The sequence below is a fragment of the Sphingomonas sp. MJ1 (PH-R8) genome (assembly GCF_048058635.1).
In the GTDB taxonomy this organism is placed as follows: Bacteria; Pseudomonadota; Alphaproteobacteria; order Sphingomonadales; family Sphingomonadaceae; genus Sphingomonas.
In genome coordinates, this window is record NZ_JBBEFX010000001.1 from 283,335 (window position 1) to 304,315 (window position 20,981).

General features: G+C 67.4%; 18 protein-coding genes. 10 read left to right on the forward strand and 8 right to left on the reverse strand.

Annotation, left to right across the window (positions count from 1 at the left end; genetic code table 11):
• Positions 1 to 34 precede the first annotated feature (34 nt).
• Complete coding sequence (locus VPH46_RS01330) at positions 35 to 1,852, reverse strand: DUF885 domain-containing protein (RefSeq protein WP_416608211.1); 1,818 nt, start codon at positions 1,850 to 1,852, stop codon at positions 35 to 37.
• 127 nt (positions 1,853 to 1,979) lie between these two features.
• Between VPH46_RS01330 and VPH46_RS01335 the strand changes: the two genes are divergently transcribed.
• The 4 genes from VPH46_RS01335 (at position 1,980) to VPH46_RS01350 (ending at position 6,041) form a co-directional block, all read left to right on the forward strand.
• The gene (locus VPH46_RS01335; RefSeq protein WP_416608213.1) at positions 1,980 to 2,759 is read left to right on the forward strand and encodes an ATP-grasp domain-containing protein; all 780 of its coding nucleotides are present in this window, start codon (positions 1,980 to 1,982) and stop codon (positions 2,757 to 2,759) included.
• 65 nt (positions 2,760 to 2,824) lie between these two features.
• The gene (gene guaB / locus VPH46_RS01340) at positions 2,825 to 4,282 is read left to right on the forward strand and encodes an IMP dehydrogenase (RefSeq protein WP_416608215.1); all 1,458 of its coding nucleotides are present in this window, start codon (positions 2,825 to 2,827) and stop codon (positions 4,280 to 4,282) included.
• A gap of 21 nt (positions 4,283 to 4,303) precedes the next feature.
• Positions 4,304 to 5,485, forward strand: coding sequence for an RsmB/NOP family class I SAM-dependent RNA methyltransferase (locus VPH46_RS01345; RefSeq protein WP_416608217.1), 1,182 nt, complete (start codon positions 4,304 to 4,306; stop codon positions 5,483 to 5,485).
• Positions 5,486 to 5,519: 34 nt separating this feature from the next.
• Positions 5,520 to 6,041 carry a tetratricopeptide repeat protein gene (locus VPH46_RS01350; RefSeq protein WP_125959620.1) on the forward strand — a complete coding sequence of 174 codons (522 nt, stop codon included), beginning with the start codon at positions 5,520 to 5,522 and terminating at the stop codon, positions 6,039 to 6,041.
• 6 nt (positions 6,042 to 6,047) lie between these two features.
• Here the strand turns inward: VPH46_RS01350 and rsmA are convergent, their stop codons facing one another.
• From rsmA to VPH46_RS01370, 4 genes are read right to left on the reverse strand one after another with little or no spacing between them, the layout of a single operon-like run.
• Positions 6,048 to 6,875, reverse strand: coding sequence for a 16S rRNA (adenine(1518)-N(6)/adenine(1519)-N(6))-dimethyltransferase RsmA (gene rsmA / locus VPH46_RS01355; RefSeq protein WP_416608219.1), 828 nt, complete (start codon positions 6,873 to 6,875; stop codon positions 6,048 to 6,050).
• A 5-nt stretch (positions 6,876 to 6,880) separates the two neighbouring features.
• Positions 6,881 to 7,903 (reverse strand): 4-hydroxythreonine-4-phosphate dehydrogenase PdxA, encoded by a 1,023-nt coding sequence (pdxA, locus tag VPH46_RS01360; RefSeq protein WP_416608221.1) that lies wholly within the window; start codon positions 7,901 to 7,903, stop codon positions 6,881 to 6,883.
• 11 nt (positions 7,904 to 7,914) lie between these two features.
• On the reverse strand, positions 7,915 to 9,303 hold the full coding sequence (locus VPH46_RS01365; RefSeq protein WP_416608223.1) for a peptidylprolyl isomerase: 1,389 nt from the start codon (positions 9,301 to 9,303) through the stop codon (positions 7,915 to 7,917).
• A 59-nt stretch (positions 9,304 to 9,362) separates the two neighbouring features.
• The gene (locus VPH46_RS01370) at positions 9,363 to 11,606 is read right to left on the reverse strand and encodes an LPS-assembly protein LptD (RefSeq protein WP_416608225.1); all 2,244 of its coding nucleotides are present in this window, start codon (positions 11,604 to 11,606) and stop codon (positions 9,363 to 9,365) included.
• A gap of 175 nt (positions 11,607 to 11,781) precedes the next feature.
• Between VPH46_RS01370 and VPH46_RS01375 the strand changes: the two genes are divergently transcribed.
• From VPH46_RS01375 to ndk, 3 genes are all read left to right on the forward strand, one after another.
• Positions 11,782 to 13,254: a leucyl aminopeptidase gene (locus tag VPH46_RS01375; RefSeq protein ID WP_416608227.1), complete on the forward strand. Its 1,473-nt coding sequence runs from the start codon at positions 11,782 to 11,784 to the stop codon at positions 13,252 to 13,254.
• Positions 13,255 to 13,272: 18 nt separating this feature from the next.
• Positions 13,273 to 13,713 carry a DNA polymerase III subunit chi gene (locus VPH46_RS01380; protein WP_416608229.1) on the forward strand — a complete coding sequence of 147 codons (441 nt, stop codon included), beginning with the start codon at positions 13,273 to 13,275 and terminating at the stop codon, positions 13,711 to 13,713.
• A gap of 96 nt (positions 13,714 to 13,809) precedes the next feature.
• The gene (gene ndk / locus VPH46_RS01385) at positions 13,810 to 14,232 is read left to right on the forward strand and encodes a nucleoside-diphosphate kinase (protein ID WP_125959627.1); all 423 of its coding nucleotides are present in this window, start codon (positions 13,810 to 13,812) and stop codon (positions 14,230 to 14,232) included.
• Between the two features lie 68 nt (positions 14,233 to 14,300).
• On the opposite strand, the gene VPH46_RS01390 is transcribed toward ndk, so the two are convergent.
• The 3 genes from VPH46_RS01390 to purM are packed head-to-tail and all read right to left on the reverse strand — an operon-like array spanning position 14,301 to position 16,888.
• Positions 14,301 to 14,930 carry a hypothetical protein gene (locus VPH46_RS01390; RefSeq protein ID WP_416608231.1) on the reverse strand — a complete coding sequence of 210 codons (630 nt, stop codon included), beginning with the start codon at positions 14,928 to 14,930 and terminating at the stop codon, positions 14,301 to 14,303.
• A gap of 10 nt (positions 14,931 to 14,940) precedes the next feature.
• Positions 14,941 to 15,789: a phosphoribosylglycinamide formyltransferase gene (gene purN / locus VPH46_RS01395; protein ID WP_416608233.1), complete on the reverse strand. Its 849-nt coding sequence runs from the start codon at positions 15,787 to 15,789 to the stop codon at positions 14,941 to 14,943.
• Positions 15,782 to 16,888, reverse strand: coding sequence for a phosphoribosylformylglycinamidine cyclo-ligase (purM, locus tag VPH46_RS01400; protein WP_416608235.1), 1,107 nt, complete (start codon positions 16,886 to 16,888; stop codon positions 15,782 to 15,784). Before purM ends, purN begins: the two co-directional genes overlap by 8 nt.
• Before the next feature lie 106 nt (positions 16,889 to 16,994).
• Between purM and VPH46_RS01405 the strand changes: the two genes are divergently transcribed.
• From VPH46_RS01405 to VPH46_RS01415, 3 genes are read left to right on the forward strand one after another with little or no spacing between them, the layout of a single operon-like run.
• Positions 16,995 to 18,215 carry a heavy-metal-associated domain-containing protein gene (locus tag VPH46_RS01405; protein ID WP_416608237.1) on the forward strand — a complete coding sequence of 407 codons (1,221 nt, stop codon included), beginning with the start codon at positions 16,995 to 16,997 and terminating at the stop codon, positions 18,213 to 18,215.
• Complete coding sequence (locus tag VPH46_RS01410; protein ID WP_132883851.1) at positions 18,212 to 18,853, forward strand: chromosomal replication initiator DnaA; 642 nt, start codon at positions 18,212 to 18,214, stop codon at positions 18,851 to 18,853. Before VPH46_RS01405 ends, VPH46_RS01410 begins: the two co-directional genes overlap by 4 nt.
• Positions 18,854 to 18,855: 2 nt before the next feature.
• Positions 18,856 to 20,979, forward strand: coding sequence for an RNA degradosome polyphosphate kinase (locus tag VPH46_RS01415; RefSeq protein WP_239434765.1), 2,124 nt, complete (start codon positions 18,856 to 18,858; stop codon positions 20,977 to 20,979).
• Positions 20,980 to 20,981 lie beyond the last annotated feature (2 nt).

Here is a 20,981-nt window from a genome sequence, read left to right on the forward strand (position 1 = left end):
TCGACGGCATCGTGACGCCGGCGCGTGCGCGGGGTCACCCCCGCGCCTTGGCGATGAAGCCGTCGATGTTTCGCTCCAGCACGGTCATGGGCACGCCGCCGCCGGTGATCACCGCGTCGTTGAACCCGCGGAAGTCGAAGCGGTCGCCAAGCGCCTGCTGCGCCTCGCGCCGAAGCCGGTTGATTTCCGAATGCCCGACCTTGTAGCCGCAGGCCTGGCCGGGCCAGGAGCAATAGCGGTCCACTTCGCCGCTTACCTCCTCCACGGTCGAGCCGTTGGTGGTGGCGAACCACTGGATCGCCTGCTCGCGCGTCCACCGCTTCGCGTGGAGGCCGCTGTCGACCACCAGACGACAGGCGCGGAAGGCGATCGACTGAAGATAGCCGAGCCGCCCCACGGGATCCTTCTCGTAGACACCCAGCTCGTCGCCAAGCTGCTCGCCGTAGAGCGCCCAGCCTTCGGAGAAGGCGTTGAACCCGAGCAGCGACCGAATGAGCGGCAGGCGGAACGTATATTCGCCCTGCCAGACGTGCCCGGGGATCGCTTCATGATAGGAAAGGGTGGGAAGCGCGTAGCGGGGCCAAATCTCCGTGGTGCGCAGGTTGATCCACAGCTTGCCCGGAACGCTGCCGTCGATCGAGCCCGGTCCGCCATAGGCACCGGGCGCGCCCGCTTCCTCCACCAGGGGAATACGGCGCACCTCGGCGCGACCGGGAACCAGCGTGTGGAAGGCGCGCGGCATGCGGGCGCGCATGTCCTGGATGCGGTCGGTCAGCAGCGCGATGATCTGCTCGCGACCCTTGTCGTCGTTCGGGAACAGGAAGCGCGGGTCCTTGCCAAGCGCCGTCATCCGCTCGCCGACGGTGCCCTTGGTGTAGCCGAGCGGCTTCAGGATCGTATCCATCTCCGCCTGAAGCCGCGCGAGTTCCTCGCGGCCCATGGTGTGGACCTCATCGGGCGTCATGTTGGTCGTCGTCGAGGCCCGGAGCGCCCAGGCGTAGTAGGCATCGCCGTTCGAAAGCTTCCAGGCGCCGGCGTCACTGGTCGCCGTTGTCCGCTGATCCTTTAGCGCCGCCTCCTGGCGAAGCAGCGCGGGTCGGACCTTCTGCTCCAATAGCTGCGCAACAGCCTTCGCGTCCGCACCTGGGATCTTGGCGGTGCGGCTGGCATAGCTTTTGTAGATATCCCATTCGGTCACCGTCCCGGCATGGCTCTTGCCGATCTGTGCCAGGGTCTTGTCGAGCAGGAAGTCGGGCGGGATCACGCCCAGCGCCGTCGCAGCGCGCAGGCGCTCGGTCTCGCCGTCGAGCTGATCGGCATAGGCGTTGACCCGCGCGACGAATGCCTCTGCATCCGCCCGGGTCTCGATCTTGTGATCGCTGTCCAGGAAGCGTGGGGTGTCCAGATATGCCCCGACGTTCTGCACGACCACGTAGGGCGTGTTGCGCCAGCCCCCGACCGCGACGTCGCCATAGGGTTGGGCGAAGCCTTCAAGCGCAGTCTCGAACGCCGTGCGAACGACGTCCACATCGGTACGCGTGGCCGTCGAGAGCTGCGCCGGGTCGATTGCCTTCAGGCGACGCACATGATCCGTGAGGTGCTGGCGCAGCTTCGCCTGACCCGCAGGGGAGCGGTCGCCGAGCCTGGACTTGAGCGCTGCCCGCTTGCCCGTGTCGATCCCCAGTCCCGATGCCGTTTCGGGCATATCCGCCAGCAGGGATTCCGCGATCTGCGACAACAGCGCTTCCGCCGCGGCGTCGGCTCCCGTGGCGGCGAAAGCGGTCGCCGGCAGAGCCTGGGTCGCAGCGGCGGCCGCCCCGGCAGCCAGAAGTTCGCGGCGGGTCAGGGTCATGCGGGCTCCTCAAGGACAGGACAAGTCCGGGGCAGCGACATTGGCCCCGGGTTGGAATTGAGCGGCTTTGCTAGCATGACAGCGCCATGAGGACAGCCCATCTCGCCCGCCGCCTGGCGGCGCACCCATGATCCGCCGCGTGCTGTTCGGCGAGCATTCCACGCAAGCGCCGGCAATCGCCCAGTTCATCGACCGTGCGCGGTTCGAGCCGAGCTTCGCGTACCTCGCTTCTGCGGACTTCGCAGGCTTCGATCTGGTGGTGCCGCTTAGCGTCGCGCAGATTGCGCAGGCACGCCCAGCGAACTTCGACGGCGTCCGCCGCGCGGTGCTGCCGAGTCCGGAGCTCGTGGCACTGTGCGACGACAAGCTCGCATGCAACGAGTGGCTGATCGAGCACGGCTTCGGAGAGAACGTCCCGGCGCTGCTGGACGCCGAGCCGGACTGCTTCCCCTATATCCGCAAGTCCCGCCACGGAAACTTCGGGGCAGGTTGCGTGATGGTGCGCGATGCCGCGGAGGCGGCGGCGATCGGCGCCATCCCGGAAGACTCGTTCCATCAACGGGCGGTGTCGGGCGCCGACGAATATGTCCTGCACCTGCTGCGCATCGACGGGCATGTCCGTTTCCAGCTTTGCTACCGATACGACATGGGAACGCCTCTGGCCGTGCGAGGCGGGGCTCAGGGAGCCAAGGCGGTCGTGCCTGCCGATCCCGGTGACGCGCTATCGCTCTGCTGTGCCGTCCTGGACGCGATGGAGTACGAGGGTACCTGCTGCTTCAACTACAAGCTGGAGGACGGGCGCCCGCAGATCCTGGAGATCAACCCGCGCTTCGGCGGCTCGCTGGTCGGCGAAGTCAGTGCCTATCTCCAGGCGCACGTCGATGCGCTGGCGCCAATCGCCCCCTAGCGCGGCGGCATGACCTTGGTTACATGGGCCGCCAACCTTCGACTCCCGCAGGATCTGGCGCCCCCATGGACATCCCTCTCGGTCTCACCTTCGACGACGTTCTCCTGTACCCGGCGGAATCCGACGTTCTGCCCAGCCAGGCGGACACGCGGACGCAGGTGACCCGCAGCCTCGCGCTCAACATCCCCTTTCTGTCCTCGGCAATGGATACCGTGACCGAGGCGGACATGGCGATCGTGATGGCCCAGCTCGGCGGCATCGGCGTCCTCCATCGCAACCTCGACATTGAGCAACAGGTCGCCGCGGTGCGCGCGGTCAAGCGCTTCGAGTCGGGCATGGTGGTCAACCCGATCACCATCTTGGCAGACGCACCGCTCGCGGAAGCGCGGCTCCTGATGGAGCGCCATCGGATCAGCGGCATCCCGGTGACGGACCCGACGGGCAAGCTGGTTGGCATCCTCACCCATCGCGACGTCCGGTTCGCCGAGAACCCGGCGCAGCCGATCTCCGAGTTGATGACGCGCGACAATCTCGCGACGGTCCCAGCCGGCGTCAGCCAGGAAGAAGCGCGCCGCCTGCTCCACCAGCGTCGCATCGAGAAGCTGTTGGTCGTCGACGAGGCGTACCGCTGCGTCGGCCTCATCACGGTCAAGGACATCGAGAAGGCGGTCACCTATCCTTCGGCCACCAAGGACGCCGCCGGCCGGCTGTGCGTGGCAGCCGCGACCACCGTCGGCGACAAGGGCTATGAGCGTACCGCCGCCCTGGTGGATGCCGAGTGCGACCTCATCGTCATCGATACGGCGCACGGCCACAACCGCGAGGTCGCGCGCGCCGTGGAACGCGTGAAGAAGCTGTCGAACTCCGTCCAGGTGATCGCAGGCAATGTCGCCACGGCCGAGGCGACCCGTGCGCTGATCGATGCGGGCGCCGACGGCATCAAGGTGGGGATCGGCCCCGGCTCCATCTGCACCACCCGCGTGGTCGCGGGCATCGGTGTGCCGCAGCTGACCGCGGTGATGGAATCGGCCAAGGAAGCCCGCAAGTCAGGCGTGCCCGTGATCGCGGACGGCGGCATCCGCACGTCGGGCGACGTGGCCAAGGCGCTGGCTGCCGGCGCATCCGCGGTGATGATCGGATCGCTTCTCGCAGGCACCGAAGAGGCGCCCGGCGAGACCTTTCTGTACCAGGGCCGCGCCTACAAGTCGTACCGCGGCATGGGCTCCGTCGGCGCGATGGCGAAGGGATCGGCCGACCGCTATTTCCAGCAGGACATCAAGGATCAGCTGAAGCTGGTGCCGGAGGGCATCGAGGGGCAGGTGCCCTACAAGGGCCCGGCGCGCGACGTGATCCACCAGTTGGTCGGCGGCGTGAAGGCGGCGATGGGCTACACGGGTTCGCACACGATCCCGGAGCTTCAGCAGCGCGCGCGCTTCGTTCGTATCACCGGCGCGGGGCTTCGCGAGAGCCATGTGCATGATGTGACGATCACGCGTGAAGCGCCCAACTATCCGACCCGCTGACTGCACGACGAGGGTGCTGCCGTGACACCGGCTGCGCGGGCGCAGGCCGCAATCGACTTGCTGGATGCCGTGATAGAGGCGGCTCGCAGCGGGGGTGCGGCCGCCGACACGGTCGCCCAGCGCTTCTTTGCGGCCCGGCGCTACGCCGGATCCAAGGACCGGCGGGCGGTCCGCGGGCTTGTCTACGAAGCGATCCGCAGCTTCGGGGAGCGGCCGGCGAGCGGCCGTGCGGCGATGGTCGCGCTGGCGCGTGGCCGTCCAGAATTGGCCGAGTGCTTCGACGGTTCCGGCTACGGACCGGCTCCGATCCAGGCGGATGAACCCGAGGCGGAGGCGGCGCTCGCGCCTGCGTGGCTGATCGAGGCGTTCGCGGCTTCCGGGCTCGACACGAACGAAGTCGCTGCGCTCCTGGAGCGGGCGCCCGTCGACGTGCGGGTCAACCGCCTGAAGGCGGATCGCGCCTCGGTACAGGCGGAGATCGGCGGGGAGCCGCTGCCGTTTGCACCGGACGCGCTCAGGCTGGGGACAGACGCCCCGGTCGAGCCGTTGCCCGCATGGCGGGAAGGCCGCATCGAAGTGCAGGATGCGGGCAGCCAGATCGTCGGCAGCCTCGCAGGTGCGGAGCCCGGCACGTGCGTCGTGGATCTTTGCGCAGGAGGGGGCGGCAAGACCCTCTCCCTGGCGGCCACAATGGAGAACCGCGGACGGATCGTGGCGAGCGATACCGATCGCGCGCGGCTTTCCCGACTTCCCGAACGCGCCGCACGAGCGGGTGTCACCATCGCGGAAACCCGGCTGCTCGACCCCAAGCGCGAAGCCGAAGGACTGGCAGACCTTCACGGAAGCGCCGATATCGTGCTGGTCGACGCGCCTTGCTCGGCCACCGGGACCTGGCGACGAAATCCCGAGGCGCGATGGCGGCTGACGCCTGAGCGGCTTGCCCGCTTCGCGGAGGTGCAGTCTCGGCTGCTCGACGTCGCCGCGGAGTTGGTACGCCCTGGCGGAGCCCTTACTTATGTCGTGTGTTCTCTGCTGGACCCAGAGGGACGGGACCAGATCGCAGCCTTCCTGAGCCGGCACCCTGGCTGGACGGCTGCGCCGATCGAAGCCGCCGTCGGCCGACGGCATGGCGACGGGCGCCGCCTGACGCCCGCGCACGATGGCACAGACGGCTTTTTTGTCGCGAGGCTGGTGCGCGCATGATAGCCGTGCACTCGTGACGCTAACGGAGAAGATCATGCGCCTCACCACTCTGACGGCGGCAGCTGCACTGGCGCTCGTCAGCATCTCCACGTCGCTGAGCGGCCAGCGTCCGGACGACCAGATCAACCCGCGGTCGATGGCGTTGCTGCAACAGGGGGAGGCCGCGCGCGCGGCCGGACAGCTGGACCGGGCAGCGGGTCTGATCGAAACCGCGCTGGCGGTCGACCCGCGCAACCGACAGGCCTTCAACGTGCTGGCGGAGATCGCGCGGGCCCGCGGGCTGCCCGGGCAGTCGATCCGGCTCTACCGTGAGGCGTTGGCACTGGAGCCGACCGACCTGCGGGCGCTACGCGGGCAGGGTGAGGCGCTGGTGGCGAAGGGCGCCATGGTGAAGGCGCAGGAAAATCTGGCGAAGATCCGGAAGCTGTGCGGCAACGACTGCACGGACGCGACGGCCCTCGCCGCTGCGATCAGCAAGGGGCCGCCGGCAACCGCTACCGCGCAGCAATCGGTCACGCCTGCCCAGGCACCGGCGGCGACCCCCGCCAAGCCGTAAGACGGATCAGCTCGCCGGCGCGTCGAGCGCCCGCGCCAGGGCAACGAACTCCTCCGCCCGGACCGTTTCCGCACGCCGGGTGACGTCGATCCCGATGCGCTCGGCTGCGTCGAGTGCGCCGGCGACCGGCTTCAGGCTCTGCCGAAGCATCTTGCGACGCTGCCCGAATGCGGCAGCGGTGATCCGCTCCAGCGTCGCCAATCGCACACCCTCCGGCATCTCGGCAGGAAGGATGTGCACCACGGCGGACATCACCTTGGGCGGCGGGGTAAAGGCGGAGCGATGCACCGGCATCGCGATACGCGCCGTCGATCGCCACTGCGCGAGGACTGCCAGTCGGCCATAGGCTTCCTCACCTGCCTGCGAGACGATGCGCTCGGCGACTTCCTTCTGGAACATCAGCGTCAGGCTCTGCCACCAGGGAGACCACTCCGACGAGAGCCAGCCGATCAGCAGCGCCGTGCCGACATTGTACGGCAGGTTAGAGACGATATGCGGGCGGCCTTCGAACAGCGCCGGCGCGTCGATCTCCAGCGCGTCCCCCTCGATGAGCCGGAGCTTGCCCGGGTAGGCCTCGGACAGCTCCTGGAGGGCAGGGATGCAGCGATGGTCGCGCTCGATCGCCGTCACCTTTGCTCCGGCAGCGAGCAGAGCGCGGGTCAGCCCGCCTGGCCCAGGGCCGACTTCGAGCACTGCCTGCCCGGCGAGATCACCTGGCACACGAGCGATCCGGGCCAGAAGCTGCCCGTCGAACAGGAAGTTCTGGCCGAGCGCCTTGCTTGCGCTCAGACCGTGGCGGCGGATAACCTCCCGGAGCGGGGGCAGCGTGTCCATGGATGCTACTGGCAGGCGCTGGTGCGCCGCACGGCTGCGGCCTGTGCAGCCATGCGGATCGCTGCGATCATCGCTCCCGGTTCCGCCTCATTGCGTCCGGCGATCCCGAACGCGGTGCCGTGATCCGGCGACGTGCGTACGATGGGGAGGCCGAGGGTCATGTTCACGCCCTCATCGAAGTGGAGGGTCTTGATCGGGATCAGCGCCTGGTCGTGATAGAGGCACAGCGCCACGTCGTAGAGTGCGCGCGCACGGGGGTGGAACATGGTATCCGCTGCATACGGGCCGACCGCGTCGATGCCTTCTGCCTGAAGCTGTTCGATGGCGGGGATCAGGAAGTCGATCTCCTCACTACCAATCGCACCACCTTCTCCGGCATGCGGATTGAACCCGGCGAAGGCCAGGCGCGGCTTCAGGATGCCGAAGTTCCGCTGGAGGCCCCGAGCCGTGGCGCGCGCCTTGGCGACGATCAACTCGATGCTGATCGTATTCGCAACACTCCGCAGCGGGATGTGCGTGGTGATCGGAACTACCCGGAGGGTAGGGCCGGCGAGCATCATCACTGCGTTCTCATGCGCGACGCCGCACCGCTCCGCCACGAACTCCGTCTGGCCGGGATAGGTAAACCCGATGTCGTACAGCTGCTTTTTGGAAACCGGCCCGGTGATCACCGCGCTGGCGGCTCCCGATCGGGCGAGGCCGGCCGCCAGCTCCAGCGATTGAAGCGCGCACCGTGCACCGTCGATGTCGGGCGCCCCGGGAACGACCTCGCCAGCATCCGCCGCCGCGATCACCGGAAGCCCGTTGCCGAACGCGGCAGTCGCCTCATGCGGGTCGCTGATGGCAACGACGGGGCCATCCCAGACCTGCGACACCGCGCGCGGATCGCCGACCGCGAAGAACGGCGGGAGCATATGCGGCGCCCGCGCGCTCCAGGCCTTGGCAATGATCTCCGGCCCGATCCCGGCCGGATCGCCCATCGAGACGGCCAGCGGGGGAAGCTCGGGCGGCCGCTGGCTGGAAGGCATCGCGCTAGGGATCAGCGATACTCCACGATGGCGTCGCGACGCAGGTCGCGCAGCATGCGCTGGGCACGCAGGTTCACGCGCTCCTGCTCGACTTGCTGCTGGACGGCTTCAGCGGAGGGCAGGCTGGCGGTGCGGCTGTCATCGCGGCCGCACAGCACCAGCACCCGCACGCCCTCGCTCGGGCTACCGAACGGTTGGGTGGCTTCGCCGACTTGCAGCTTCACCATCAGGTCCTGAAGCGCCGGCGGCAGGTCCCGGACGCGCACCGAGTCATTGTCCACGACTTCCACGCCGAGGTCGCTCGCGACCTTGCTGACTTCGCCGCAGCCGCGGATCTTGCTGGTCGCCTCTGCGAACTGTGCGGCGAGCTTCGTCGCCTGTGCCTGGCTCGTGCCCGCGGGGAAGTTCTTGGTGAGCTGCCGCAAGCTGAGGCGCGCGTCGCGCGGATCGGCCATCAGTACCTGGCGCTTGTCGGTCAGATACAAGATCGAGAAGCCGCCCGGCGTCTGGATCGGGCCTGCGATCTGGCCCACTTCCATGCCCTGCGCTGCCTGGGCGAGCGGCGCCGGCAGGGTGGCAAGGCGGATCCAGCCCAAATCTCCCTGCACCGCACGCGTCGACGCTTCGGAGAAGTTCGAGGCGAAATACTCGAACGGTGCACCCTTGCGAATCTGCTCGATGATCTTGCGGCTCGCGTCGATCACCTCCGCCTCTCGATCCGGCGTGGCCGAAAGATAGATTTCCTTCAGGTGATACTCGTCGGTGCCCTTGGCCGCTTCCAGGCGGTCCAGGATCGCCTTCACCTCTTCGTCACCGACGTTGATGAATGGCTCCACGCGGCTGCGCAGGAGGCGGCTCCAGGCAAGCTCCCCCTCGATCTGGCGCTTCATCGACTTTTCCGACGAACCGACCTGGCGCAGGTAGGCACGCATCTGGTCCGGCGTCCGCTTGAAGTTGCGCGCGACGCGGGCAAAGCCCTGGTCGATCTCCGTCGTCGTGACGGTGATGTCGTTGTTCTTGGCTTCCTGGATCTGCAGCGTCTCGTCGATCAGCTGGCGGACGATCTGCAGGCGCAGCTGGTCGCGATCCTCCGGGCTCAGCTTGATGTTGTTGAGCGCCACGACGAGCGCGATGCGCTGGTCCACGTCGGTACCGGTCAGAACCGCATTGTTGACGATCGCCGTAGCCTTGCGGACGTTCGGATCCTGCTTGCCGAAGATGGTCGGATTTTGAGGAAGGTTGAGGTTCGCCGCGGGGCTCGCCTGGTCGTCGGGCACGACCTGTGCAGAAAGCGTCGATGCGGTCGCCGCACCGGCGAGCAGCAGCAGCGTGGCGGCATTCCGGAAGCGGCGCCCGTTCACGAAATTCTTGATCACCTGGTGTTCAACCTCATCAACCATCCGGCGCGACAGGGGCACAATCCAGCGCTCACCTTGCCCGCACGTCCCTGAACAGGGGCTTAGCGGCCCAGGTTCTTGAATGCCAGCGTCAGCAAGTAGCTGTTGCCGCCGCGCGCATCGCCGTTGTCCTGATAGTCCCGCTTCCAGGTGGCGCCCAGCCGCAGGCAATCGTCTTCATAGGTGACGCCGATCCGGTGCCGGATCGGATCGAAGCCGTCCGCCGCGGAGAGGACGTCCTCGCTGCGGTCGGTAAGATCGACGGTCGCGGAGCCGAACACGGACCAGAAGGGTGCAAACTGCACCCGGGCGCCCACTCGAGCCTCCTCGCGGTCCAGCAAGTCCTCGACCGCATCGATATCGCGGTTCAGCCGGAGATAGCCCAGCAGGAGGTACGTCTTGCGCGAGCCGATCGTCGCGTCGACTTCGTTGCGGCGCACGGCCAGTCCGTCCTTGTCGAGACGATAGCGGTGCGTGAACTGCACGAAGTCGCGGAAACGGACCTCGGTCCGCCCGACGATATCGGACAGGCGATCATCCAACCCTGTGCCATCCGGAAGGATCGTCTCACGGTTCGAGAGGCGATAGCTTTGCCCCACGGTCGCGTTGATTTCCACGCCCGGCAGGTTGAGCGCGTAGTCGATGCCGTAGGTAAACCGCGTCGAGTCCTCGAACCGGTCGTAGCCGGGGAAGCGATTGAGCGCGAAGAGATTGGAGTCCTCGAGATCGACCGCGCGCGCGTCTTCGTTCGGAACCGAAAGGTTGGCGACATGCGGCGACACCACCGCCTGCAATCGCGGCGTGATCCGCTGGGTACCGCCGAAGACCTCTCCGACGAAGGGCCATTGCACGTCGATGGCGACGGCGCCGATCGCGCGCGTGCTCACGCCCTCGTTGCCGCGGTAGCTGGCGACGATCGTCTCCAGCGTATCGTTCGCGTTGTAGATGTCCCCGCGGGCATAGGCGGTCAACGTTATCTGCTGCCCCCAGTCCGTGATGCGCCGCAGATCCCACTGCGCGGATGCAAAGGCGCGCTGCGTATCCTGGCCCTCCTTGCGGAACAGCGCGAGTGAGTTCGCCTGAAGCTGCAGGACGCCCCCGCCGATTCCTTCGATCCGCCGCCGATAGTCGATCGCGGGAAGGGCGATCGGCTGCATCTTCTGGTTGTCCCCGGTGCGCATCGTCTGCACCGCCCAGCCATCGATCGAGAGGTAGCTATTCTCGTCGATCCGCTCGACCTTCAGGTTGTTGCGGAGCCGGTCTTCGCGGGAGATGTCGTACCGACGCAGGAACGTGTCGTCGGTCTGAAGGCGCAGCGATCCGCTCACGCTCCAGTTGGGATCGAGCTGGAACCTGCCCACAGCGTCGATATAGCCGCGGAAGGAGCGCTCGCTGTTCACCGTCTCCCCGCTGTCCAGAACCTCGTCGCTCCGGCGACTATAGGTTCCGTATCCGATCACCCGCAGCGCCCCGGTTTCGGTGAGCTGCCGGTATTCCGCCTCCAGCATCGGCAGAACCGAGGTGAAGATGTGTGGCGTGATGGTCAGGTCGCGGTTCGGCGCGAGCGCGAAGTAATAGGGGACTGCCACCTCGACCCCGTTCACCCGGTCGATCCGGAACGATGGGGTGAGCACGCCGCCCGCGCTCCCGCCACCTACCGAATGGCTGAACGCGGGGAGGGGAATGCCCGGCAGATTGAACAGCTTCAGCTGCGCGCCGGAGTAGCGGATGCGATGATCCGTCGGATTGTAGGTCACCCGAACGGCGGTGATCTGCCACGAGGGTTGCTTGGGGCAGCCTTCGGAATCCGTCACGGCACACGGGCTGTAGGCGGCCTGCTCGACCTGGATCACGCCGCCGGCGTCGCGGCTGCCGCGCTGGGCGGCGATCCGGCCGCCCTCGTCCAGCACGACCAGCATGTTCTGGATCAGGCCGTCCTTCAACGAGTCGGTCAGCTCGATGCGATCGCCATAGGCCGTGTCGCCCTCCGGGTTGGTGACCGCGATGTTCCCCTCGGCCACGACCTGGCCCGATTTGCGGTTCCAGCTGACCCGGTCGGCGCGCAGCCGGTCGCCTTGGCGGAACATCCGCACGTCGCCGGTCGCCGTGACCACATCGGCCTCGGTGTCATAGTCGAGCCGGTCCGCGGTGAAGCGGATTTCATCCTCGGAGGCTGGCGCTGCCGCGGCTTCGGGCGGCGGCGGTGGCACCGGCCGGTCCTGAAGATCCTGCGCCATGGCGGAGGCGCCGCCGAACGCCAGCCAGAACTGCACCGCGCCGGACAGGAGGAGGACGCTACGCTTCACCTAGAACTACTCTCCATGCGGCGGCCGCGGCTCGCGGGGCGATCCATGAACCGGCCCTATCGCATCCGCTTTCGGGAACCGCAATCGCCCTCCAGTCGCTTTGCGTGCGTGCCGCGCCTGGCCTAAGGGTGCGGCTCGCCGTCCGGCGCCCGATTCCACCACAGGGACATTATCGATGCAGATCCGTTTCATCTCCTCGCGGCCCGCAGATGCTGCGGCGCTGGTGCTGCCGGTCGGGAAAGCAGGCATTGCTTCGCTCGGCGACGCGGGCCTGGAAAGCGCCACGGCTGCACTGGTGCGGGGAGCAGCCGAGGGCGCACGGTTCGATGGGGAACCCGGCACGATCGCCGAGATCTTCGTGCCGCAGGGGAACGGGGCTGCGCGCGTGATCCTGCTCGGCACCGGCAGCGGCACCGAACAGGACCTGGAACGCGCCGGCGGCGCCTTGACCGCGCGCTTCCTGACCGCCGGCATCCCTGCGCTGGTGATCGACCTCTCGACGCTCTCGACGGCCGGCGCCACCGCCGTTGCGCGGCTGCTCGCCGCAGCCGAGCAGCGGAGCTGGCGCCATGACGTCTATCGGACCCGCATGCCGGCAAGCGCGCGCCCGACGCTGGAGCGGATCGAGGTGGTGGGCGCGCCGGAAGGGATCGACGCTGCCTGGACCGATGCCAAGGCGCTGACGGGTGGCCTGGCGCTCACGCGTACCCTGGTGAGCGAGCCGCCGAACGTGCTGTACCCGGAGAGCTTCGTCGAGCGCTGCCGTCATCTCGAGGAGCTCGGCGTCGAGATCACCGTGCTTGATGAAGCCGCGATGCGGGATCTGGGCATGGGCGCGCTGCTCGGCGTGAGCCAGGGCTCCGTGCGTGAGGCGCAGTTGCTCACCATGCGCTGGAACGGGAAGGGCGAAGGCGACGTCGACGTTGCGTTCGTCGGCAAAGGCGTGACCTTCGACACCGGCGGCATCTCGCTGAAGCCGGGTGCCGGCATGGAAGACATGAAGTGGGACATGGGCGGCGCGGGTGCCGTGGCAGGCGCCATGAAGGCGCTGGCGCTGCGCAAGGCGAAGGCCAACGTCATCGGTGTGTGCGGCCTGGTCGAGAACATGCCCGACGGCAACGCCCAGCGCCCCGGCGACATCGTCACCTCCATGTCCGGCCAGACGATCGAGGTTCTCAACACGGACGCGGAAGGCCGTCTGGTGCTGTGCGACGCGATCACGTGGGTCCAGCGCACGCACAAGCCGAAGACCATCGTCGACCTGGCGACGCTGACCGGGGCGATGATCATCGCGCTGGGCAACGAGCATGGCGGCCTGTTCGCCAACGACGACTCGCTCGCCGACGAGCTGCTGGCCGCCGGCAAGGCGACGGGCGACAAGCTGTGGCGATTCCCGCTGTCGCCGGCGTATGACAAGCTGATCGATTCGCCGATCGCCGACATGAAGAACATCGGCGGCCGGGGCGCGGGCTCGATCACCGCCGCCCAGTTCATCGGCCGCTTCGTCGAGCCGGAGGTCCGCTGGGCGCACCTCGACATCGCAGGCATGGTCTGGGCCGACAAGCCCGGCGTGGCTTGGGACAAGGGTGCGACCGGATTTGGCGTCCGCGTGCTCGACCGCTTCGTGCGCGACCAGTTCGAAGGCTGATCGCGACGCGCCACCGCCATGCAGGTCGACTTCTACCATCTTACCCAGCTTCCGCTCGAGCGCGCGTTGCCGCGCATCGCCGAGCGGGTGGTGGCGGGGGGCGGTCGCCTGCTGGTGGTGTCCGAGCATGAAGAGGCGCGGCAGGCGCTGGACCGATGCCTGTGGGCCTATGCGCCCGAAAGCTTCTTGCCGCACGCACAGGCGGGTGGCCCGGGCGACGCTCGCCAGCCTGTGCTGATTGCGGGCGACATCCAGCCCACGAACGGCGCCCGCAACATCGCGCTTGCGGACGGCCTATGGCGCGACGGCGCGCTGGCATTCGAGCGAGCCTTCCACTTCTTCGACGACGAACGGATCGTGGAGGCTCGCCAGGCATGGCGTACGCTTGGCGACCGGGCCGACGTCTCGCGCCGATACTGGAAGCAGGGCGAGAACGGCCGCTGGGAACAGGCGGCCTGACCCGCGCCGGGGGTGCTCCGGCTTGCATCAAAGCGGCATGGAGACTAGGGAGCCGCGACTTTCCAACAAGCCATCATCTCAAGGAGCCGTACGGCCATGGCCGCGACCCGCACGTTTTCGATCATCAAGCCCGACGCAACCCGCCGCAACCTGACGGGCGCCGTCACCAAGATGCTGGAGGAAGCCGGCCTGCGCGTCGTCGCGTCCAAGCGCATCCAGATGACCAAGGAACAGGCCGAGGGCTTCTACGCGGTGCACAGCGAGCGCCCGTTCTTCAACGACCTGGTCTCCTTCATGATCTCCGGCCCGGTGGTCGTGCAGGTGCTCGAGGGTGAGGACGCCGTGAAGCGCAACCGCGACATCATGGGCGCGACCAACCCTGCGAACGCCGAGCCGGGCACGATCCGCAAGGAGCTGGCCGAGTCGATCGAAGCGAACTCGGTTCATGGTTCGGATTCGGAAGAGAACGCCGCGATCGAGATCGCCTACTTCTTCAAGCCGGAAGAAATCGTCGGCTGATCGGGGCGCCGCCCGCATGGGCGGCGATCCAGCGGAATTGAGGGCGCGGCTCCGAACGGAGCTGCGCCCTATTTCTTTGTGGGAATGGCCAGGCGGCGCCGTTCCGCCGTCCAAAGCCGGTCGAGTAGCGCAGCCGAGTTGCTCCCAGGATGCCGCTGCTTCAGCGCCACCCCCTGCAGCTTCAGCGTCCTGCCACCCAGCAGGCGCCCCTCCGTCGCGAAAACCAGCTCATAGATGGCGCTGTCCTCGCGCTGGACGTCTGCGTCCCAATAGTGGCTGTCGATGCGGATGGGCAGGCGCCCCTGGATCGTATCGGCGCCGCCATCGGTGAGCTTGAGCACCGGCTCCGCGATCCATTCCGCGTCTATCCGGGTATCCAGCACGCCGTCCTTCGACGGCACTTTGAGGGAGGGCGGAAACTGAACCTCGATCCGCTCGATCCTGTGGTTCGCATCGCTCAGTTCCAGGCTGCTTCCGTCGCTTCCCGGGGTTCCGACAAGCGTCACGAGCCGGGCGACATGTGCCCTGGCATCCGTGGCCGCCCGCTGGCGTGCCACCTCTTCCTCGCGCTCGATCTGGCTGTCCTTGCGCAGCGAGACGTTGTTCCAGAGCGTCAGCGCCGAAATGACCAGTGCGACGACGCCGACGATCTCCGCCAGCGTCAACCAGCGCCAGCGCTTGCGCGGCTTCTCGCTCATCCGAGTTCGCTCATCGTCCGCCGGCCTCCAGCAATGCCTGGGGCGCAGACAGCTCCCAGCCCCGTGCGATCGCGTCACCGATCACCGTCCAATCGGCATCCTCGGTGAGTGTGAGCGTGCGCCAGCCGCTCTCGCTGCGGGTCGCAAGGGCGCCGTCGCCGGTAATCCGCGCAAAGACAGTCCCGTCGACAGAGAAGCTCGACGTGTCGCCTTCGTTTTCCTCCTCCGCTTCGGGAAGGGCGAGCGCGACGCTGCGGACGCGGGCAAGGGGGGTGTCGGCCATGCTGCGTACGAACTCCGCCAGGATCCGTGGGTACAGTCGATGTTCTTCTACCAGCACCCGTGCGGCAAGTGCCTCGGCAGTATCGCCGAGGTTGACGGGTACTTCGGCCTGACCAAGCACGGTGCCGGCATCGAGCTCCTCGGTCACCAGGTGCACCGAGCAGCCGGCGACCGCGTCGCGCGCCTCGATCGCCCGGACATGCGTGTCCAGCCCTTTGTACTTCGGCAGCAGCGAGGGGTGGATGTTGAGGATGCGTCCCGCCCAACGCTCCACAAACGCCGGGGACAGGAGGCGCATATAGCCGGCCAGCGCGATCAACTCGACGCCGGCATTCCGAAGTGCGGCGTCGATGCGGGCTTCATACTCGGCCTTCGGCATCCCCTTCGGGCTCTGCGCGAAGGTCGCCACGCCCTGTTCGGCCGCCCAGGCAAGGCCGGCCGCTTCGGGTTTGTCGCTCGCCACCAACGCGACTTCGAACGGGCAATCCGGGGCGTGGGCCGCCTCAACCAGCGCCGCCATGTTCGAGCCGCGACCCGAGATGAGGATGCCGAGCTTGCGGCGGACGTTCTCAGCCAAGGTGGGTCGCCGTCCACGCGCTGCGCCCGCTCCAGGTGCCGGCGCTTCCAACCACGGTGCAACCGCAGTCACCCGCTTCGACCGTGCCGATGCGGAAAACCTGCTCGCCCGCTTCTTCCAGCGCTGCCGTGATACCGTCCGCCTCTTGTGCTGCGACGAGCACGGCCATGCCGATGCCGCAGTTGAAGGTCCGCGCCATCTCTTCCGGCTCGATCGCGCCCTGCGCCTGGAGGAACGCCATCAGGCGCGGCTGTTCCCAGGCGTCGGCGTCGACGCGGGCGTGGCAGCCGTCGGGCAGCACGCGCGGGATGTTCTCGAGCAGGCCGCCGCCGGTGATGTGGGCCAAGCCGTGGATTCGCTCCTCGCGCAGCAGCGGCAGCAGGCTCTTCACGTAGATGCGGGTCGGCGCCATCAATGCGTCGATCAGGAGCCGATCCTGGTCGAAGAGGGCGGGCCGATCGAGCTTCCAGCCCTTGTCGGCAGCCAAACGGCGAACCAGCGAGAAGCCGTTCGAGTGAACGCCGGAGGAGGCGAGCCCCAGGATCACGTCGCCGACCTGGACACGGCCCTTGGTGAGCAACTGCTCGCGCTCGACCGCGCCGACGCAAAAGCCCGCGAGGTCATAGTCGCCCGCGGCATACATGCCCGGCATCTCGGCCGTCTCCCCGCCAATCAGCGCGCAGCCTGCCTGCCGACAGCCTTCTGCGATCGAGGCGATCACGCGCTCGGCGACCTCGGGCTCCAGCTTGCCGCTGGCGTAGTAGTCGAGGAATAACAGCGGCTCGGCGCCCTGGACGATCAGGTCGTTGGCGCACATCGCCACCAGGTCGATGCCGACGCCATCATGGGCGTTGTGCTCGATCGCGAGCTTGAGCTTCGTGCCGACACCATCGTTCGCTGCCACCAGGAGCGGATCCTTGAACCCGGCCGCCTTCGGATCGAAGATGCCGCCGAACCCGCCCAGGTCGGCGTCCGCCCCGCTGCGGCGGGTCGAGCGCGCCAGCGGCGCGATGGCCCGTACCAGGGCATTGCCCGCGGCGATCGAAACGCCGGCTCCGGCGTAGGTATAGGGCGTCGCGCCCGCATCTTCGGTGCTCATGGGCGACCGACTAGCCATATCCTGCTTGGATTTCCACGCCCGCTTCGTCAAAAGGCGGCCGATGCCTTGCTTGCGCTTTTCCCGAACTCTGCGTGCCGGCCTGTTGGTGGCGCTGCTTGCTACCGGCGGTACCGTGATCGCGCAGATCGAGGACAGCGGCCGCGGCGTCGCGCCCATCGCAAGTTCCGGTAGTTTCGAGGTTTCCGGCGTCTCCGTCGATGTAGCCGGCCCCAATGCCGAAGCCGCGAGAACCGCAGGCTGGCGGCTGGCGCAGCGCAAGGGCTGGGACATGCTGTCACGGCGCCTGACGGGTCGTCCGGGCTCGCTTTCCGATTCGGCGCTCGACTCGCTGGTGAGCGGAATCGTCATCGAAAATGAGCAGATCGGACCGAACCGTTACGTCGCAAAGCTGGGCGTGCTGTTCAATCGTGGGCGCGCGGGCTCCATCCTCGGCGTCGCCGGGGAGACGCTCCGCTCGCCCGCGCTGCTGGTCGTACCGCTTCAGGAATCCGGGGGCGCGGCGACGGTGTTCGAGCGGGCCACGCCCTGGCAGGAGGCGTGGGCACGCTTCCGCACCGGCAACAGCGTCATCGACTATGTCCGGCTGACCGGCACCGGGCCCGACGCGCTGCTGGTGAACGGCGGCCAGGTAAGCCGCCGCGGCCGCGGCTGGTGGCGCACCATTCTCGATCAATATGGCGCAGCCGACGTCCTGATCCCGCAGGTGAAGCTGCGGCGCCAATGGCCGGGCGGTCCGGTGATCGCCGACTTCTCCGCAGGCTATGGTCCCGACCATCATGTGCTCACCCGGTTCACCCTGCGGGTCGAGCGGACCGACGCGCTACCCGCGCTGCTGGATGAAGGCGTCCGCCGGATCGATGCGGCCTATCAGCAGGCGCTCCGCCAAGGCGCCTTGCGCACCGATGCAGCGCTCAGTGCACCGCCGCCGGGCCAACCACTTCCGACCGTGAACGTACCCGCGCCTGGGGCGGCGGACCTGGGACCGGAGGTCGCCACGACCACGCCGGAGGGTCGCACGACGCTTTCGATCCAGTTCGATACGCCCGGCGTTGCTGCGCTCGCATCGTCGGAGGCTTCGGTCCGCGCGATCGCCGGCGTCCGTTCCGCAGTCACCACCAGTCTCGCGCTGGGTGGCGTGTCCGTGATGCGAGTCGTCTTTGACGGCGATCCCGCCGTGCTTTCTGCGGCCTTGCAGGCGCGCGGCTGGCAGGTGACGCAGGGCGGGGGCGTGCTGCGCATTCGCCGAGCCGCCGGCACCCCTTCGCCCACTCCCTCGGCCGCACCGGCGGCACCGACCGGCGGATGATGCAGCTCGACCTGCCGCTGGGTCAGCCGGTGGGCGCGCGGGCGGACGAGTTTCTGGTGAGCGACATCAACGCGCACGCCGTCCAGCACCTGGAACATTGGGGCACCTGGCCCGTGATGGCCGCGCTGTTGGTCGGCCCCCGCAAGTCCGGTCGTTCCTTGCTGTCTCGGCTCTTCGCACTGCGCACCGGTGGGACCGTCATCGATGATGCCGAACGCCAGAGCGAGGTCGATATCTTCCATGCCTGGAACCGTGCGCAGGCCGAACGACGACCGTTGCTGGTGGTCGCGGATGCGCCCCCCCCCGCCTGGGACGTTCGCCTCCCGGATCTCCGGTCGCGGATCGGCGCAACACCGGTGTTGACGCTGGGGCTTCCCGACGCGCGGCTCGTGGCCTCGCTGCTCGACTATCTGTTCGAGCGACGGGAGCTCGTCGCGGGACCGGGATTGATCGACTGGATCACGCGCCGGGTGGAACGGAGCTACATCAGCATCCTCGGCGTTGTCGAAGCGCTGGAGGAAGATGCGATGGTGCGCCAGAACCGTCGCCTCTCCATCACGACGGCGCGGCCAGTCCTGACGAATGCGGGACTGGTTCCGAACGCGCCGCCAGCAGGCGTGGAACAAGAGGGAGCTTGAAGGTGACGGAAACCGGCCAAGGATATTTCAATCGCGAACTCTCCTGGCTGGCGTTCAATCGGCGGGTGCTGGAGGAGGCCTGCAACCCGGCGCATCCGCTACTGGAACGGCTGCGGTTCCTCTCGATCTCCGCGAGCAACCTGGACGAGTTCTTCATGGTGCGCGTTGCCGGCCTGAAGGGCCAGGTGATGCAGGGCGTCGAACTCAAGTCCATTGACGGCCTCACGCCAGCGCAACAGCTTGCCGCGATCGTCGAGGATGCGGCGGCGCTGGTGGCGAGCCAGCAGCGGATCTGGGATGATCTTGCGGAAGCGCTTGGGGAGGCGGGCATCTTCGTCCTTGAAAGCGACGCGATCGCAGGCGAGGCGGAGGCGTGGCTGCGCCGCCATTTCCAGGAACAGCTGTTTCCGATGATCACGCCCCAGGCGTTGGATCCGGCCCACCCGTTCCCGTTCATCCCGAACCAGGGTTTGAGCGTGATCTTCGACCTCGTCCGCATTGCCGATGGCGTGCGGGTGCGGGAACTGGTTCTTCTGCCGGCGGCGGCGCCGCGCTTCGTCCGTCTGCCCGGCACGCCCGCCCGATACGTCGCGATAGAAACGCTGATCAAGCGCTTCTCCTCGCTGCTTTTTCCCGGATACGAAGTTCGCGCCTCCGCCGATTTCCGCGTGCTGCGCGACAGCGATATCGAGCTGGAGGAAGAGGCGGAGGATCTGGTTCTCTACTTCCGCTCCGCAATTAAGCGGCGCCGGCGCGGACGTGTCATTCGGCTGGAGGTCGAAAGCGGGATCAGCGACGGCCTGCTCAGCGTCCTGAAGGAGGAACTCGGGGGCAGCGACGCGCTGCTCATCGAGAAGAGTGGCTTCCTGGGTCTCGGCGATCTCTCACTCCTGGTCGAGGAGGATCGCCCGGAGCTCAAGTTTCCGCCGTTCAGTCCGCGCTTCCCGGAGCGTATCCGGGAGTTCGGCGGAGACTGTTTCGCAGCGATCCGGGCGAAGGACATCGTCGTCCATCATCCTTACGAGACCTTCGATGTGGTGCTCGCCTTTCTGAAGCAGGCGGCTGCCGACCCGGACGTCCTCGCGATCAAGCAGACGCTCTATCGGGCGGGCAAGCAGTCTGCTGTCGTCAGCGCACTGATTGCGGCGGCAGAGGCGGGTAAGTCCGTGACCGCGGTGGTGGAGCTCAAGGCGCGGTTCGACGAGGAGCAGAACCTCTATTGGGCATCGGCGCTCGAGCGCGCTGGCGTCCAGGTCGTCTACGGCTTCATCGACTGGAAGACGCACGCGAAGATCTCGATGGTCGTGCGGCGCGAGGACGGCGGGGTGCGGACCTACTGCCATTTCGGCACCGGCAACTATCATCCGGTCACCGCGCGCATCTACACGGATCTGAGCTTCTTCACGGCGGATCCAATGATCGGGCGCGATGCCGTGCAGGTGTTCAACTATATCACCGGCTATGTTGAGCCTGCACATCTGGAGCGACTCGCAATCTCGCCGCGCAACCTGCGCGATCGCCTCATCGAACTGATTGAGGAAGAGATCTGCCATGCGAAGGCGGGTCGAGAGGGGGCGATCTGGGCGAAGATGAACTCGCTGGTCGATCCGAGGGTGATCGACAAACTGTACGAGGCGAGTTGCGCCGGGGTGCAGATCGAGTTGGTGATCCGCGGCATCTGCTGCCTGCGGCCGCGGGTTCCCGGCATGTCGGAGAATATCCGCGTCAAGTCGATCGTCGGCCGCTTTCTGGAGCACAGCCGCATCTGGGCCTTCGGCAACGGCAGCGCCCTGCCGAACGACGAGGCGCTGCTGTTCATCTCGTCGGCCGACTGGATGCCGCGCAATTTTGATCGGCGGGTGGAGTATCTGCTGCCGATCACCAACCCCACCGTGCACGAGCAGGTGCTCGACCAGGTGCTGCTCGCCAACCTGATCGACGAGGAGCAGAGCTGGGAACTGGGGCCGGACGGCAGCTACAAGCGGGTGGAAGTGGATGGCCCAGGCTTCAACCTGCACCGCTATTTCATGACCAATCCCTCGTTGTCCGGGCGTGGGGCGGCGCTCGACGATACCATGCCCCAGGAGCTTTCGCTGCGACAGCATCTCACCGAACAGGACGGTTGACC